Source organism: Nitratireductor alexandrii, from assembly GCF_004000215.1.
GTDB classification, from domain to species: Bacteria; Pseudomonadota; Alphaproteobacteria; order Rhizobiales; family Rhizobiaceae; genus Mangrovimarina; species Mangrovimarina alexandrii.
On the sequence record NZ_RBVY01000022.1, the window covers coordinates 1 to 15,147 of the forward strand.

Below are 15,147 nucleotides of genomic sequence, written 5' to 3' on the forward strand. Positions count from 1 at the left end.
CAGAAATTGTCCGAGTCCCAGTTTGAAGTGTAAATCGACAATACCGTCCTGCATTGTCAGGCCGGCGGTGAGCGTGTCGACACAGCCCTGACAGTGGATACTTGGCACAGAAAGTCCGATGGTTTCGCGCCCATGTGCGCTTTTTGCTTGGGGTTCCGTCATAGCAGCATGCTCCTTTATATCCCGCACGGCGCGGCGGTCGAAGAGACGCCCGCCAAAGGAATTGGCGAGCACGGCACTGACCGACAACGCCATTGCGATCATCGCCCAGGACGGATGCACCAGACCCGTCGTCGCCAACGGCACGCCGATTCCGTTGAAGAAGAAGGCGAGCCACAGGTTCTGGACGGTCTTTCGATAGCTGACGGCGCCGATGCGAATGGCTTCGCCAGTCGCGCCGACGCGGGTGCCGATAAGAACGACGTCGGAAGACTCGATGGCGATGTCGGTGCCCGCGCCGATGGCGATGCCGACATCGGCCTGGGTCAACGCGGGTGCATCATTGATGCCGTCGCCGACCATGGCCACACGCGCGCGCGTTCTTTGCTTGGTCGCAATCGCGGACGGAAAACCGGTTTCCACTTTTCCTGCGATTGCTCCGGCTTGCAGGGCGCGGACGATCCCGGCCTTGTCCTGCGGCAGGATCTCGGCATGGACGGTGTCAATCCCGGCCTGACGCGCGATCGTCTCGGCGGTCAGGCGATTGTCGCCGGTGACCAGCAGGGGCGTGATGCCTTGCCGCTTGAGCGACGAGACGGCTTCCTTTGCGTCAGCCTTTAACGTGTCTGCCAGCGCCAGCACGCCGGCAGGCTTGCCGTCAACGGCCAGCAGCACGGCGGTATGCGCGTGGGCTTCCTGCTCCTGCAGCACGGCTTCGGCGACCTGCGTATCGACACCTTCGGCGCCGAGATGGCGCGCCGCGCCGACCAGCACCCGCGCGCCTTCGACGCTGGCAGACACCCCGCCGCCAGTCACTGAATGAAATTCGCGCGCCTCGGCCCAGGCGATGCCGTCTGCCTGCGCGCCGGTGACAATCGCTTTGGCCAATGGGTGTTCGGATTTCTCCTCGGCCGCGGCGGCGAGCGCGAGGGCCCTCTCGCGGTCAAAGCCGTTGAGGGGAACGACCTGGACTAGCCGAGGTTTGCCCTCGGTCAGCGTGCCGGTCTTGTCGAGCACCACATGGGTGATGTCCTTGAGCACCTGGAAGGCTTCGCCCGAGCGGATCAGGATGCCGCGCGTGGCGGCAATACCGCCGCCCCGGATCAGCGCCAGCGGCGTCGCCATGCCGAGGGCGCAGGGATAGCCCATGACCAGCACGGTGACGGCGGCATAGATGGCGCGCACCCAATGCGGCTCGCGGCTCCAACTATCCGGCGACAGGCCCCAGAACAGAAACGCGGCAAGGGAGATGATCAGAACAGCAGGCACGTAGCGCTTCAGCACCCGGTCGACCAGCACGACGATACCCGGCTTCATCGCCTTGGCTTCCTCGACATGGCGGGCGACCTGATGGAGAAAACCCTCCTCGCCGAGGCGCGTGGTCTCGACGAGAAGCGCGCCGGTCTGATTGATCGACCCGCCGATGACTTCAGCGCCCACGGCCTTTTCAACGGGCACGGATTCCCCGGTGACGATCGCCTCGTCCACGGCGCTTTCACCCTCGACGACCCGGCCGTCGACGGGCACACGCTCGCCGGGGCGCACGCGCACACGATCGCCCACTACCACCGCCTCGATGGCGACCTCGCGTTCTCCACCGTCACGGATGACATTCGCCGTCGCCGGCTGCATGGAGAGAAGCTGGCGCACGCTTTCCGAGGCTTTCGTGCGCACCAAGAGCGACACCCAACCCGAGAGTAGGTGATAGGCGGTGAGGAACACGACGACGCCGAAGAAATCCACCGCCGGGAAGCCGACAAAGCCGTACCAGCTAAGGAATGGTAGGGGCGCGCCGAGCACACCACCGATATAGGCTCCGATGGCGCCGACGGAGAGCAAGACATGCTGGTTGGTGATGCCGCGCTTCGCCGCGCCCCAGGCCATGCGGATAATGCGCCGCCCGTTCCACAGGAAGACGAGAGTGGCGATGGCCCACGCCGTCCAGACATGCCAGTCGCGCATCTGCCAGAGGCCCAACCACATGGCGGCCATGGCCGCGAACAGGACAAGCGCTGCCGCCGCGGCCATCGCAAGATCCGCGGCCTCCTGCCGGATGGCACGTTTCTGTTCCTCGAAGGCACTGACCTTGCGTGGATCGCGGATCGTGAAGCCGAGATCGGTCAGCGTGCGCTTGATCCGGCCTTCGTCAGTCTGCTCCGGTGCGAAGCGGATCAGCACCTCCTCATGGGCGAGCGACACATGGGCCTCCCGCACGCCCTTGTCCCGCAGGAGCGCCGACGAGATCGAATTGGCACAGAAGGAGCAGCTCATGCCGCCGATCTTGAGTTGCAGGGTGTTGGCAGGGGTCGTTGCCACGGGGCCTGAAACCGGCATCGGATCTACCTCCCCAGCCCAGCGATAAGAGCTTCATCTAGGAAGGTGTCGGTTCGACCGTCATCGCTCCGGATGGCCAGCATATTGGCGAGGAACAGAGCGTCGGCCGTGCGGAAGGTCGGATCGCTCACGCTCCAGCCGCCATCCGCGTAGACCGCCTCGGAGGCGAAGACGGGCGCCGTTCCGGTGCGCTCCGCCCGGGGAAGCACAGGATGCGCGAAATGCTCTGCCGGCTCACTGTTCAGATAGGGCGCGGCCACCAGCGGCAGCGGGCTCGCCTGCATGAGGCCGGAGCGGATGACGGCGTTCTCGAAGAAGCGCGGGAACAGTGCGTTCGCGCGGGCCGAAAGGTCTTCCGGACCGTGCCAGCGCATGGCGTCGAGCGCTGCCGCAATCGCGCCTGCCAGACGCGGCGTATAGATCGTCGACTCCTCTCCGCTGCGGAAAGCTGAGGCTGCATCGTTCCACAGCGGCAACAGACGGTCGCGAAAGACCGTGGCGGCCGCTTCTCCATAGCCGGGCTCGGCAAGTAGCCGCCCAGCCTCCGTCAGGGCGTAGACGGTGAGCGCGATATCCTCGATCTCCGTTGCCTCACCTTGCTTCAAGGCGTCGGCATGTTCGCGGGCAAGCGTCAGCGCGTTCGCCCGCTCCTCCTCGTCGCCGGTTGCGAGCGCGAAGCGCCCCAGCGCCTCGACGGCGAGGCCGCGCTCGGCCGGCGTCTGCGGCGGCAGCTTTTGAACCGCCGCGAACGCCTTGCGCAGAAGGTCGCGATAGCTGTCGGGATCCGTCAGATCGCGGTAAGCCGCGTGCCAATAGTCATCGCGCCGGCTCGTGCTGGCCAGGATGATATTGGACGCTGCCCACACCACCGCGATCTGGTCGCGCGGCGAAGGCTCGCCGAAGGTGCCGTCAGCATGGAGCGGCGCAAACAATCCGGCTGGATTGAGAAGCCGCTTCTCGAGCGTCTGGGCCTGGGCGCGCGCCTGCGGGATCATCATCAATCCGGCGAGCTTGTTGTCCGGCAGGTCGTGATATTGCAGGTGGAATTCAGGGCTGGCGATCTTGACCATCGCCCAGGCCTGCGCGCCCGGGTCCAGCGTCCGGTCGAAGGAGGATTGCTCCCAGACCAGCGTCCGCGGCACGGTAAAATCCGGCGCGCCCGCAAAGCGCGGCTCCGCGCCAGCGTAGACGGGGCCGACCGCCGCCATGTCCGGCATGGCGGGGCGCGTGACGTAGCCAGCGCGGCGCAGCCATTCATCACGCTCATAGGGCGAGATGACCAGCGCCTCGCCGAGGCCGGAGAACATCACCGCATTGGCGAGGTTCGACAGCGCGGCGAAATAGACGGCCGGCCTGACATTGGTTTCGTCGTACTGGAACGTCTCCCCTGCCTGCGCCTGGACGGCGGAGAGACCGGTTGCGGCGATGACGCCGGCCAGGGTCAATGCGACGGTTCTTCCTGCAAGCCCTGCAATCATGACTGCCTCCGATTCCTGAAGCTCCGCATGGGGAGCCACTTCGAGAGGTAGTTTGCGCTCCGTACCAGACTACGGAGTCAAGAGCCATTCGTGATGAATTCAGGTAGAGGTCGGTAGCGTGGCGAACAGGCCGAACCAGATCGACCACAGACCGAGGACAATGAGAAGGACGCCCGCCCAAAAGGGCATCCGTGCCGACAGGCCTGCCAGCTTGTCGAGCATCCGCCGCGCCGGCTCAAAGGCCATCGCCGCCACCAGCGGCAGCGACAGGGCAAGCCCGAACACCGCCAGCGACACGAAGCCGCTGATGAGCGCCGAGCCGCTCGCCCCGCCCGTTGCCGCGAAGCCGAGCAGGACCAGGAGTAGCGGCGCGGCGCAGGCGGGGATGTTGAGGCCGAAGATAATGCCCAGCCCGATCGAGCCGTGTGTGCCGTTCAATCCGGCCAGCCTCGGCCCGATGGATCGCATCAGAAACCCGGCCCGGCCGGTGAGATAGAGGGCACCGATTGCCGTATAGACAGACCCGAGCGCGATCCAGGCGCCGCGCTGGAACCCGACAAACGCCGTTCCGACCAGAACCGCCGCCACACCAAGGCTCCCGATGAACAGCGCCCTCGTCACCGCGAAAAGTGCCGTTTCGGCGAGCTTCCGCGTGTCCTTCCTTCCTTCCAGATATTTGATGAAGATCAGGCTGGAGCCGATCGAGCAGGGTTCGATGAAGCCGAACAGGCCAAGCCCCAATGGCAGGATGAGTAGATTGAACAGCCCGAATTCCATTGTCTAAGAGGGCTCCATGATCGAATAGCCCGCCCGGACGATGGCCTGCTCCAGCCGGCCCCTGTTGATGGCCGCGGGATCGAAACGGATTGCGGCCTCCCGGCGGCTGAACGAGACGTCCACCTCGCTGACTCCAGGCTCGCTCAGGAGCACGGCTTCAACCGTGCGCGCGCAGCCGTCGCAGTGCATGCCGTCGATCGTGAATGTCGCGCGCGTTTCCATACTGCCGGAGCGGCCTTGAGAAGGCGCCGGGGTTGTCGCCGCTCGTCGGTGGCTCAACGCCTCCATGATCGTGCAGGCACTCAGGTCTCCACCGCCGGGGCATGTGGGTATCAGCGCGTCGAGCGCGGACCTGATCTCTTCAAGTTGCCCGATCTTACGCTCGATCTCTTTTCGCTTGGCAACCGCCTGCAGGCGCACGTCGGCGCAGTCAGTGTGGGCGTCTGTCTTCAGTGCCAGGAGTTCGTCGATCTCACGCAACGAAAAGCCAAGTTCCTGGGCCTGCCGGATGAAGCGGATACGTTCGATAGTCTCGCGATCGTAGTGACGGTAGCCGCCGTCACGGGGTTTAGGCGGCTGCGCGATCAGCCCGCGCCGCTCATAAAAGCGGATGGTCTCCACACCAACACCTGCCTTTTCGGCAGCACGGGCAATGGTCATTGGATTTGCCATGGCTCTTCACCTTTCAGGCACATATGCACTCCGTATATCGGTACGGAGTCAACAAGTGAGAAAGTGAGCCCTTGCAGCCTGGTGATTTCACTTTGGCGTGTCAGGAGGAACCTGCCGGACCCCGCCGGGTCCTACACCATCGAGCCGATGTCGGAGGCGAAGCTGGGATAGGCGAAGATGAGGCCCTTGATCAGGTTCGCGGTCAGGCCCGCGCCCATCGCCATCGCGAAGAGGTTGATCTGTTCCTCGGCGCCGGGGCCGATCAGATGCGCGCCCAGGATTTTTCCGGTCCCCTTTTCGACCAGAACCTTGTAGGCGGTGTGCCTGGCGCCGACACGCAGCGACGAATACCAGCCCGCCGTTTTGTCGAAATGGGTGTCGAAATCCAATCCCTTGTCGCGTGCTGCGGCTTCGGACAACCCGACCGAAGCCAGCTGCGGCAGTGTGAAGACAACGCTTGGGATTGGCGGGTAATTCACCTCGTGCTCATCCTTGCCGGCAAGCAGGTTTTTGGCAGCAACCCGGCCTTCATTGGCTGAGACAGGGGTCAGGTTAGGGCCGCTGTCTGCGCAATCGCCGGCGGCGAAGATGGCGGGGTTGGTGGTGCGCATGAAGGAGCTGACCTTGATGCCCTTGCGGCTATATTCGACGCCCGCGGCTTCGAGGTTGAGATGGTCAATATTGGGTACACGCCCGGTTGCATGGACCACCAGATCGCAGCCGACAGTCTCTACGCCGCCCGGCGTCTCGTAGGTGACCGCAAAACCTGCGCGATTCCTCTCGATCCTCAGGACTTTGGCCTCCATTCGCAGATCGACGCCGAGATCGGCCGTGGCGTAGGACAGGATCGCGACCAGGTCGGGATCGAAATTCCCCAGCGGCCGCTCCATCATTTCCAGGACGGTCACCTCGCGCGCGCCGGCACGCTTGGCGATGTGGGCGAATTCCATCGCGATGAACCCGCCGCCGACGAACACCACCCTGTCGGGCCGTTCGGACAATTCGAGGAAATCGGTACTGGTCGCCAGCAATTCCTCGCCGGGGATGTCCAGCGTCATCGGCCGGGCGCCGGTGGCGATATGAAAGTGCTTCGCCGACAGGGTCTCGCCATCGACCTCGATTGTATCGCGCCCCGTGAAGCGCGCATCGCCGTGCAACACGCTGACACCGGCTTTCTCCAGTCCACCCTCGATGCGGCCGGGCATGGCGTCGGTGAAGGTGCGCTTGAAGGCGATCATCTCCGGCCAGTTGACGGCGGTCTTTGCCTCCAGCCCCTTACCGTCGAGGCTGCGGACCCACTCGACCCCTTCGGTGACGGCGATCAGCATCTTTTTCGGGTCGCAGCCCCGCAACGCGCAGGTGCCGCCGAAGGGTAGGCTGTCGATGCTGGCTACCCTCCAGCCCGCATTGGCGGCCATCCGGGCGACACCGTTTCCACCTGTGCCACCGCCGATCACGATCAGGTCGAAACTTTTGTTGTCGCTCATGGTTCTGCCTTTTCAGTTGGTGCAGCCTATGGACTGGTCACCTTCTTTTCATGAAAGCTGCCATCGGTTCTGGCGAAAGCCTATTTATGCTGGCCGTGAAGGGGATGCGTGACGGTGTCCTTGCGAGGATCGTTGCCGCCCGGTCGCGCGCTCCGGCGCCACAAGACGATTCCAACGACGGCCAGGACAGCGGCGGCAAGCCAGAAAAGCCCGCCGCCTGTCAGCCAACTGGTAAGACCCGCCAAGCTGACCGCGCCGGTGGCGACGAGGATCAACCCGCCACAGCATACGATGTGGGCGACAAGCACCCCGGCAACGCCATATCGGTGTGACGGTTCCATTTTTGCCTCCTATCCGGCACAGCAGGACAGCTTCGCCACGTCCTTGCCGAAGCTCTGCGCGGCGAGTTTCAGTCCCTCGACCGTGGTGAGATACGGAAAGATCGTCTCGCCTAACGCCCCTGTCGTCATGCCGTGCTTGATGGCGAGAACCAGGGTTTGAATGCTATCCGCGCCTTCTGGCGCGAGAATCTGGCCGCCAAGCAGCCTGTCGGTCCCGGCATCGGCGACCAGCTTGATGAGCCCGCGCGTGTCGCGTGCGGCGAGCGCCCGCGGCACCTGGTCGAGCGGAACGATCGAGGTCTTGGTCGTAAAACCGGCGGCTTGCGCGGCCTGTTCCGTCAGTCCTACGCCCGCGACCTGCGGATCGGTAAAGGTCACCCACGGCATGGCCGCGTTGTCATAGACGAGGCTGTCGCCGTTCAGCGCGTTCCGCGCCGCGAGCTTGGCGCCGTAGGCCGCCATGTAGACGAACTGGTCGCGGCCAGTCACATCGCCCGCAGCGTAGACACCCTCCCGCGTCGTCCGCATTCGGTCGTCGACGACAATTCCGCCGTTATCGGATAGCTTGACTCCTGCCTCGCCGAGCCCAAGACCGTCGGTGTTCGGAGACCGCCCGGTGGTCACAAGCACCTGCTCGGCGCCGAGCATCTGTTCGTCGCCGTTCACGGTGATCGCAAGCTCTACACCGTCGCCTGCCCGCGTAATTCCACGATATGCGAGCCCGGTCTTTATGGTGACCCCTTCATCGCGGAGATAGTCGGTCAGTGCCGCCGAGATTTCCGGCTCGGCTTCCGGCAGCAGGCGGCGGCGGGTCACCAGGGTCACGGCCGCCCCGGCGCGCGCGAACATCTGCGCCAGTTCGCAGCCGATATAGCCGCCGCCGATCACTAGCAGCGAGCGCGGCAAGGTTTCGAGTTCAAGCGCTGTGGTGCTCGTCAGGTAGGGAATCTCGGCTATGCCCGGAATATCCGGCACCGCCGGCGAGGAGCCGGTGGCAACGATGACCCTGCCGGCCGGAATGGTACTGCCACCCACGGTCACGCCGGCGCCATTCAGGCGCGCTTTTCCTTCCAGATAGGCGACGCCATTATATTCGGGCAGCAGGTCGGCATACTTCTTCTGCCTGAGCGTCGTGACCAGATCGTCCTTGGCCGCGACAAGACCTGCCCAGTCGACCACATTGGCTTCGCCCGCAAGGCCGGGAAAACGCTGTGCGGCGCGTGCACCGTGCAGCGCCTCCGCGGCGCGGATCATCGTCTTGGACGGCACGCAACCGACATTGACACAGGTGCCGCCGACCATGCCGTGGCCGATGAGCGCAACATTAGCACCCTCTTCGGCGGCCGTGATGGCGGCCGAGAAGCCGGCGGAACCAGCCCCGATAACCGCGAGATCGTAGTTGCCCTTGGGTATGCAGCAATCGTCCGTCATTTAAGAAATCCTCTCAGGTCTGCCGTATGCGCCGTTGGCGGCGCCAGACGGCGTAACCGGTCAATGCAATGAAAATCATCAGGGCCGGAAGCAGCACGTAATCGATCCAGCCAAGCAAAGCCGAGAGACCGACCGCGCCCAATAGAATGGCAAGAACCGGCGTGAAACAGCACAGTGCGGCGACTACGGTGCCTATGATGCCAGTCGTTAAGAGCTTGTTGCCGGTCTTATCACTCATATTTCTACTTTTTCTCAAAAGTCACCGGCCGTTACCGTCGCCGCAAGACGTATATTGCCAGCACCGCCAAGAGCACCGGAACCAAAATCCAGGCGTAACCGAAATAGCTGGCGATTGCGGTCAACACTCCGCCGCCGGCCGTAAGCAAGAGCAGCGGGGCGACACAACACAGCACCAAAGCGACTGCGCCGAGGCCTATATTGCCCCCGTCACTCTTGCGGTCGTCGCCCATGGTGTTGCTTCGGGTTAGTTGCTGGCCAGAAGAACCTCAGCCGGATAGCCATTGGCCTTGACGGCATCAACGATCATATCCGCATCGGCCAACTGATCGTCGAATGTGACTGTGAACACGCCTTCACCCCATTTGCTGCCCTGCTTGAAATCGACGATCTCGACACTTGGCACAGCCTTCATGGAGGAGGCCGCAATATACGAACAGGATGGACAGGTCAGCTCGCCGACATTGACGTCGATCCGCTTTTCTCCGGCCAGAGCCGGAGACGCGACAATCCAGGCACATATGGCAGCGGGAACGAGATATTTCTTCATGTTCGAGGTTCCTTTCAGAAGGTCAGAAAGTAGGGCGATACGTAGGGAAACAGCACCGCAACCGCGACGATGGCTGTGGCGATCCAGAGGATGGCGCGCATCAATGTGCGGTTCATCGGCCGCGCGCAGCTTCCGTCGGCGCAGGCCACGGCCGGGATCGGCCGGTACGCCTTCCAGAACCCGTAGCCGATAAAGGCAGCGCTCAGCGTGAAGGTGATCCATTTGTATTCATAGAGCGCACCGAGCTGGGCGATGAACACGCCGGTAACGCCGAAACTCACCAGGACCAGCGGCAGGATGCAGCACGAGGTCATGGCCAGCGCGCCCAGTATGCCGAGCCCGGTTGTTGCCCAGGCCGTGCGGTCGGACTCGGGAGAATCCGCCAAATCCGCTTCGCCACCGTCGATTCCGCGCGCCGGATCCAGGGACGCTTCACGTGCACCATTCATCATCCAAAACCCTCATGACAGCTATTCGGTCCCATGGTACATAGCTCCTGTAGTCACTACAGGCTCAAGGGGAAAATTGCGCCATGATAGAACACGTTCCGGTGAAGGGGCTGCAGCGCAGCCAACTTTCCAAGCGCACCGGGTGCAACATTGAGACCATCCGCTACTATGAAAATATCGGCCTGATGCCGGAGCCGCCGCGTAGTGCCAAGGGATATCGGCTGTATGACGAGACGCACGTGCGGCGCCTGCGCTTTATCCTGCGCAGCCGGGAACTCGGCTTCGGCATCGATGAGATCCGCGGCCTGTTGGATCTCGTCGACCGCAAGGCTCAGACCTGCGCCGAGATCCAGGAACGGACGAAACCGCATCTGGCGGAAATCAGGGCCAAGATCGCCGACCTTCGGCGCATCGAACGGCTCCTGGCTAGAACGCTGGCTCAGTGCTCCGGCGAGGACGTGCCGGAATGCCCAGTGCTGGAGGCGCTGGCATCGTGATGGCGCCTGCGAATTTCACGCCTTTTCACATCCACAGGAAGCAGCCAAATCGCGATAGGCGTCCATCAAGGGGCGTTTTCCTGCAGCGGAATTCGAGCGTTCGCTATCCAGTTTCTCCACTGCTGTGAACATGAATTCGGCGATGTCCGGCCGGTTTTGCCGGCAGGCACATCTGAATACGCGCAGGATATCCGCTCCAATATTTCGGTTTTAGAGGCCATCGCTGCTACCTCCCTAAGGCCTACAGAGGTCAAGCCTGCGCCTTCCAGCGCCAGGAAGGTTAAATCACGGTCTCTTCAACGAGCGTCGAATTCAGCCGATCGAAGACAGCACCGGAAACGTTTCCGGGAGCCTGAAGGCGAACGCGGAGAGATATCCCGTCATCATGGCGACGCACATCGTGATCATGACCACTCCTGCCAGTAGGCGATCGAGCTTCTTCTCCATGCCCAGGGAATTGTCGTCCGGGACCTCCGACTCCAGCCTATTCGGAGCACAATCTTGTTGATCTGCGTGTGCGTGCGCACTTCCGCGGCGACGAGTTCGTTGGCATCGATGACCGTGGATCGGGTGAAAGGCATCTCGCGCATCGTCAGTTCCAAATTCTCGGCAGGTCGTATCCCTAGCTGTTGATGGACTCCTGCAGCTTTTCGATCCTGGAGAGAATGTCGTCAAAGGACGGCGGGCTGTCGTCGAACATCATGGGCGCCATTTCACCGTAGTCGGCTCTAAGATCCTTGATCCGCACCTCGTTGGGCATCAGCCGCAAGGTGCCTGGACGCGCCGCATCGTAGTTTGCCCAGCCCGAGCGAAAGAAGGTTGCCTTGTGCTTCGCCACTGTTGCCAGAAGCTCAAGATCAGCGGCAGCGGCCTTGCCCTCGTCGGAGCCAAGCAGCATGGCGAGATCATAATAGTGGCGCGAGAAATATTGCGGTGTCGCGGACGCGGCAGGACGATTGGCCTCCGCGTGCAAGGCCGTGGCTTTTTCCCAAAATGTACGTCGTGCCGAGAGTACTGTGACGGCCGTGTCCGGATCCTCGAAGAAGTCAGGAAAATCCTCGGCCGCGTAAGGGTGGATGTCCTTCGTCTCAATCGGCCAAGGGTCGCCGCGGGCACCGAGTTCGAGCTTCACCCGTGGCGTGATGTACGCCATGCCTTGATATTCGGCCGCTGGAAGCGCGATCGGGTAGTGGAAATTCAACGTCTGCGCATCGGCTTCATCGATCGAAAGTGTCCACTCATTGTTTTGCGGTTCGCCGAGCTCATCGACGATCGCGGCGCGAAGGGCAGGAAGCAACCTGTCGGCGATATGTCTCTCGACATCCTCCACCAGGTCATCGATGAGCCGCCCTGCCTTCTTCCGGCTGATGCCCTCCTGCTCCGGATCACGATCGCCAGTGTAGCCGAGATCCGCCCGATCGAAGGACAGATCGATGTCCTCGGAGAAGCGGCGAATGATGCCAAAGGCTTTGGACAGAGACGTTCCGCCCTTGAAAACTAGGCTGGCGGCCGCGTTCTTCGGAAGACCGAACAATCGCTTCAAGGTCCAGCAGACCCAAAAGTCCTTTTCGATGATCGTGTTGGCAACGCCACGGCCGGCGCCGGTTTCGCCAAAAAGCGCTGCACGATCACCTGCCGGAAGACGAGCGACCTTATCCATTTATTGCTTCCGATGCTGTGTTGCCGATCGAGATCAGCGTGGGGCGCATCCAAGTCGGGGCCTGGACGGCGTTGGACGCGAGCAGCCTCTTGTCGCTGGCCGATAGCCGACGGGCTGCAACCCGGGCCACATCAGCAGCGCGAACCGGTCCGACATGGCGGAGGGCTTGAACAACGGTCCCGGCGGGACTGCCCGGAGCAATCAGATGCTTGGGTGACGCGTGTCGCAGATCGATCACGCGCTTGCCCAGCACGATCCGGCGTGAGGGCCCGTCGGTCAGGTAAAGGCTCTTAGCAGGAACCTGGGTCGAGAGGCCGAGTGCATTCGCTGCGTGCGCACCTGCGATCTGCGCGCGCGAACCGGTCTCCCGGGCAAGTGCACGCGCAACGTCGTCGGGTGCCGGCGAAAGCGGCCCCAGCTTCGGATGGACCTTCGGGTAGTCATAAAGACCGCGCGCCAAGCGGCGCAGCTTCCCACTTTTGACCAAGCGGGAGAGGGCCTGATCGACGGCGGCGCGCCCTGCCACATCCAGAAAGTCACTGGGCGTGAAAACACTGCCACGCCCGCCAGCGCGGGCGCGACGCATGATACGATCGGAAACTGGTGTTGTGGCTGTCGTCATGTGTCAGAAAATAGGATATCTTTTTCTGACAATCAAGGGCACAGGATACGTGTCCATTTTGTCTCCACTGCGCAGTTGGTCTGTCAGTTATATTTATGTTTGTTAAATAGCATTCTAGCAAAGCTATTTTGCTTGTCAATGTTTGCGTAAGGAATCTTTATGACTTTAGAAAAAGCGCGTCGGACGGTAGCCAGGGCTGAACTGCTGGGGAAGGATGGCGACGACAATGTTTTTCGGCGAATGCTCTACGACTTGTTCGCCTTCTCGGAGGGGCTGACCGAGGCCCGTGGACTATTTGCTGCGCACATTGGTTTGTCGCCGATTCAGTACCAAATTCTTATTGTGGTGAGCCACGCTTCCCCTAAGGGCGCTGATGTAGGCGTGGCTCAGGTGGCCGAGCAGCTTCATGTCAGCGGTACGTTTATCACGACCGAGTCCAACAAATTGGTCAAATTGGGGTTGCTGGAAAAGACACGTCACCCCAGCGACGGGCGTAGGGTTTGTCTGAGTGTGACAGAAGAGGGCTTGAAACGCCTTGTGAAACTGGCCGAGTTACAACGGCCTGTTAACGACGCTTTATTCGGCACGCTGAGCCGAAAAGAATTCCAGTTGCTTAGTGATTTAATGCGCAGGCTGTCGAGTGACAGTACTCAAGCCTTGCTGTTGGCCCATCACTTGGCAGAAAAAGGTGGTACTTGATAGCGTGCGATGGGCATTGATTCTCATCCCCCCTCCCGGGAAAACCATAGTGTCGATTTTCCTTATGCCATGGCTTATCTCAATTGACAGACAACTGGCCACCCCGTACGCTGAGATCAATAGATAGTCAGTTATCCATACCAAAAAAAGTGCCTGTAAACAGGAGCCAAGGAGACAAGCATGAGCCAGACCATGCAAACGGGTCCTGCCCAAAATTTTGACGCTATTGTGGTGGGTGCCGGTTTCGCGGGCGTCTACTCGGTTTACAAGTTCCGCGAGCTGGGGTTGTCTGTCAAGGCGCTGGAAGCGGGCGATGGGGTGGGGGGAACTTGGTTTCATAACCGTTACCCCGGCGCCCGTTGCGATATCGAGTCGCTCGACTATTCCTATTCGTTTTCGAACGAACTCCAGCAAGAATGGCATTGGACCGAGCGCTATGCCAGTCAGCCCGAAATTCTGGCCTACATCAACCATGTGGTCGACCGCTTCGATTTGCGCAGGGACATTCAGCTGAATACCCGCGTGATCAAGGCCGAGTTCAACGATCAAACGCAGCGCTGGCATATTGAAACCGACGCGGGCGAGGCTTACGAGGCCAAGTACGTGGTCATGGCGACCGGCGTGTTGTCGGTGGCGCAGGTGCCGTCTATGGCGGGGCTGGAAACCTTCAAGGGCCAGTGGTTTCACACGGGCGACTGGCCCAAAGACGGCATTGACGTGCGCGGCAAGCGGGTCGGGGTCATTGGCACGGGGTCGTCGGCCACCCAAATGGTGCCCATATTGGCCGAGCAGGCGCAGCACTTGTACGTGTTTCAACGTACGCCCAACTACACCATGCCGGCGCAAAACCACCCCATGAAGCCGGACATCGAGCGCGACTGGAAGGCGCATTACCCCGAGCGGCGCAAATTTGCGCGGGCGTCGGGGTTTGGTCATAACCAGGTCACCAACCACAAGTCGGGCAAAGAAGTGTCCGACGCCGAACGTCGGACCGAGCTGGAAAACCGCTGGGATCTGGGCGGTCTGTACATGATGCGCGCGTTCAAAGACATTTTGACCGACCCACAGGTCAATGAAGAAGCGGCCGAGTTCGTGCGCAACAAAATTCGCGCCATTGTCAAAGACCCGGAAACGGCCGAAGCCCTGTGCCCCAAAGACCTTTACATCGGCACCAAGCGCCTGTGCTCGGGCACCTATTATTACGAAACCTACAACCGCAACAACGTCTCGCTGGTCAACGTCAAGCAGTCGGCCATCAAGCAAATTACCGAAACCGGTCTTGAACTGGAAAACGGCGACGCCTACGAGCTGGACGTGATTATTTTTGCGACCGGGTTCGACGCCATGACGGGGGCGCTTAACCGCATCAACCCCAAGGGTCGGGGCGGCGTGCCGCTGCGCCAGGCCTGGGCGCACGGGCCGCAAACGTATCTGGGCCTGACCGTGCATGGGTTTCCCAATATGTTCATTATTGCCGGGCCGGGCAGCCCTTCGGTGTTCAGCAATATGGTCACGTCGATAGAGCAGCACGTTGAATGGGTGGCCGATTGCGCCGCTTACATGCAGCAAAACGGCCTGGCTACCATCGAGGCCAGCGAAGCAGCGCAAACGGCCTGGACCCAGCACGTTAATGAAATGGCCAACAAGACGCTATATGCCTATTCCAAAAACACCTGGTTTTACGGTGCCAACACCCCGGGCAAGCCGGTGGTGTGGGCCTGTCGCAAATTTTCTTGGTTAACGGCCTGTTGACC

At 61.7% G+C, this 15,147-nt stretch carries 16 protein-coding genes; 4 read left to right on the plus strand and 12 right to left on the minus strand.

The window, feature by feature from the left end:
* The 5 genes from EP380_RS23155 to EP380_RS23175 all read right to left on the minus strand — a co-directional run.
* Positions 1 to 2,493: heavy metal translocating P-type ATPase (locus tag EP380_RS23155; RefSeq protein ID WP_164749971.1), on the minus strand; the 2,493-nt coding region annotated here is incomplete at its 3' end.
* A 5-nt stretch (positions 2,494 to 2,498) separates the two neighbouring features.
* Positions 2,499 to 3,971 (minus strand): hypothetical protein, encoded by a 1,473-nt coding sequence (locus EP380_RS23160; RefSeq protein WP_127601172.1) that lies wholly within the window; start codon positions 3,969 to 3,971, stop codon positions 2,499 to 2,501.
* 99 nt (positions 3,972 to 4,070) lie between these two features.
* Positions 4,071 to 4,748 carry a cytochrome c biogenesis protein CcdA gene (locus EP380_RS23165; protein WP_127601174.1) on the minus strand — a complete coding sequence of 226 codons (678 nt, stop codon included), beginning with the start codon at positions 4,746 to 4,748 and terminating at the stop codon, positions 4,071 to 4,073.
* 3 nt (positions 4,749 to 4,751) lie between these two features.
* Positions 4,752 to 5,408: a MerR family transcriptional regulator gene (locus EP380_RS23170; RefSeq protein WP_238720032.1), complete on the minus strand. Its 657-nt coding sequence runs from the start codon at positions 5,406 to 5,408 to the stop codon at positions 4,752 to 4,754.
* A gap of 143 nt (positions 5,409 to 5,551) precedes the next feature.
* Positions 5,552 to 6,907, minus strand: a complete 1,356-nt coding sequence (locus EP380_RS23175; protein ID WP_127601178.1) for a dihydrolipoyl dehydrogenase family protein — start codon at positions 6,905 to 6,907, stop codon at positions 5,552 to 5,554.
* Positions 6,908 to 6,957: 50 nt separating this feature from the next.
* On the opposite strand from EP380_RS23175, the gene EP380_RS23180 reads away from it, so the two are divergent.
* Positions 6,958 to 7,239: a hypothetical protein gene (locus EP380_RS23180; protein WP_127601180.1), complete on the plus strand. Its 282-nt coding sequence runs from the start codon at positions 6,958 to 6,960 to the stop codon at positions 7,237 to 7,239.
* Positions 7,240 to 7,257: 18 nt separating this feature from the next.
* On the opposite strand, the gene merA is transcribed toward EP380_RS23180, so the two are convergent.
* The 4 genes from merA to EP380_RS23200 form a co-directional block, all read right to left on the minus strand.
* Entirely contained in the window at positions 7,258 to 8,679 is a 1,422-nt protein-coding gene (merA, locus tag EP380_RS23185; protein WP_127601182.1) for a mercury(II) reductase, read from the minus strand.
* A 13-nt stretch (positions 8,680 to 8,692) separates the two neighbouring features.
* A complete protein-coding gene (gene merF, locus EP380_RS23190) occupies positions 8,693 to 8,917 on the minus strand; it encodes a mercury resistance system transport protein MerF (RefSeq protein ID WP_127601184.1) in 225 nt (74 codons plus the stop codon).
* A 246-nt stretch (positions 8,918 to 9,163) separates the two neighbouring features.
* The gene (locus tag EP380_RS23195; protein ID WP_065818522.1) at positions 9,164 to 9,466 is read right to left on the minus strand and encodes a heavy-metal-associated domain-containing protein; all 303 of its coding nucleotides are present in this window, start codon (positions 9,464 to 9,466) and stop codon (positions 9,164 to 9,166) included.
* A gap of 14 nt (positions 9,467 to 9,480) precedes the next feature.
* Positions 9,481 to 9,852: a mercuric transporter MerT family protein gene (locus EP380_RS23200; protein ID WP_065818586.1), complete on the minus strand. Its 372-nt coding sequence runs from the start codon at positions 9,850 to 9,852 to the stop codon at positions 9,481 to 9,483.
* A gap of 146 nt (positions 9,853 to 9,998) precedes the next feature.
* On the opposite strand from EP380_RS23200, the gene EP380_RS23205 reads away from it, so the two are divergent.
* Entirely contained in the window at positions 9,999 to 10,412 is a 414-nt protein-coding gene (locus EP380_RS23205) for a MerR family transcriptional regulator (protein WP_171900124.1), read from the plus strand.
* A gap of 312 nt (positions 10,413 to 10,724) precedes the next feature.
* Here EP380_RS23205 and EP380_RS23905 read toward each other — a convergent pair whose 3' ends face one another.
* The 3 genes from EP380_RS23905 to EP380_RS23215 form a co-directional block, all read right to left on the minus strand.
* Positions 10,725 to 10,859 (minus strand): hypothetical protein, encoded by a 135-nt coding sequence (locus tag EP380_RS23905; RefSeq protein ID WP_275069024.1) that lies wholly within the window; start codon positions 10,857 to 10,859, stop codon positions 10,725 to 10,727.
* Positions 10,860 to 11,034: 175 nt separating this feature from the next.
* Entirely contained in the window at positions 11,035 to 12,072 is a 1,038-nt protein-coding gene (locus EP380_RS23210; RefSeq protein WP_127601186.1) for a nucleotidyl transferase AbiEii/AbiGii toxin family protein, read from the minus strand.
* A complete protein-coding gene (locus tag EP380_RS23215) occupies positions 12,065 to 12,658 on the minus strand; it encodes a DUF6088 family protein (RefSeq protein WP_127601188.1) in 594 nt (197 codons plus the stop codon). The genes EP380_RS23210 and EP380_RS23215 overlap by 8 nt, the downstream gene beginning before the upstream one ends.
* 195 nt (positions 12,659 to 12,853) lie before the next feature.
* On the opposite strand from EP380_RS23215, the gene EP380_RS23220 reads away from it, so the two are divergent.
* Positions 12,854 to 13,393, plus strand: a complete 540-nt coding sequence (locus EP380_RS23220; RefSeq protein WP_127601190.1) for a MarR family winged helix-turn-helix transcriptional regulator — start codon at positions 12,854 to 12,856, stop codon at positions 13,391 to 13,393.
* Between the two features lie 180 nt (positions 13,394 to 13,573).
* Positions 13,574 to 15,145: a flavin-containing monooxygenase gene (locus tag EP380_RS23225; protein WP_127601192.1), complete on the plus strand. Its 1,572-nt coding sequence runs from the start codon at positions 13,574 to 13,576 to the stop codon at positions 15,143 to 15,145.
* Positions 15,146 to 15,147: the final 2 nt, after the last annotated feature.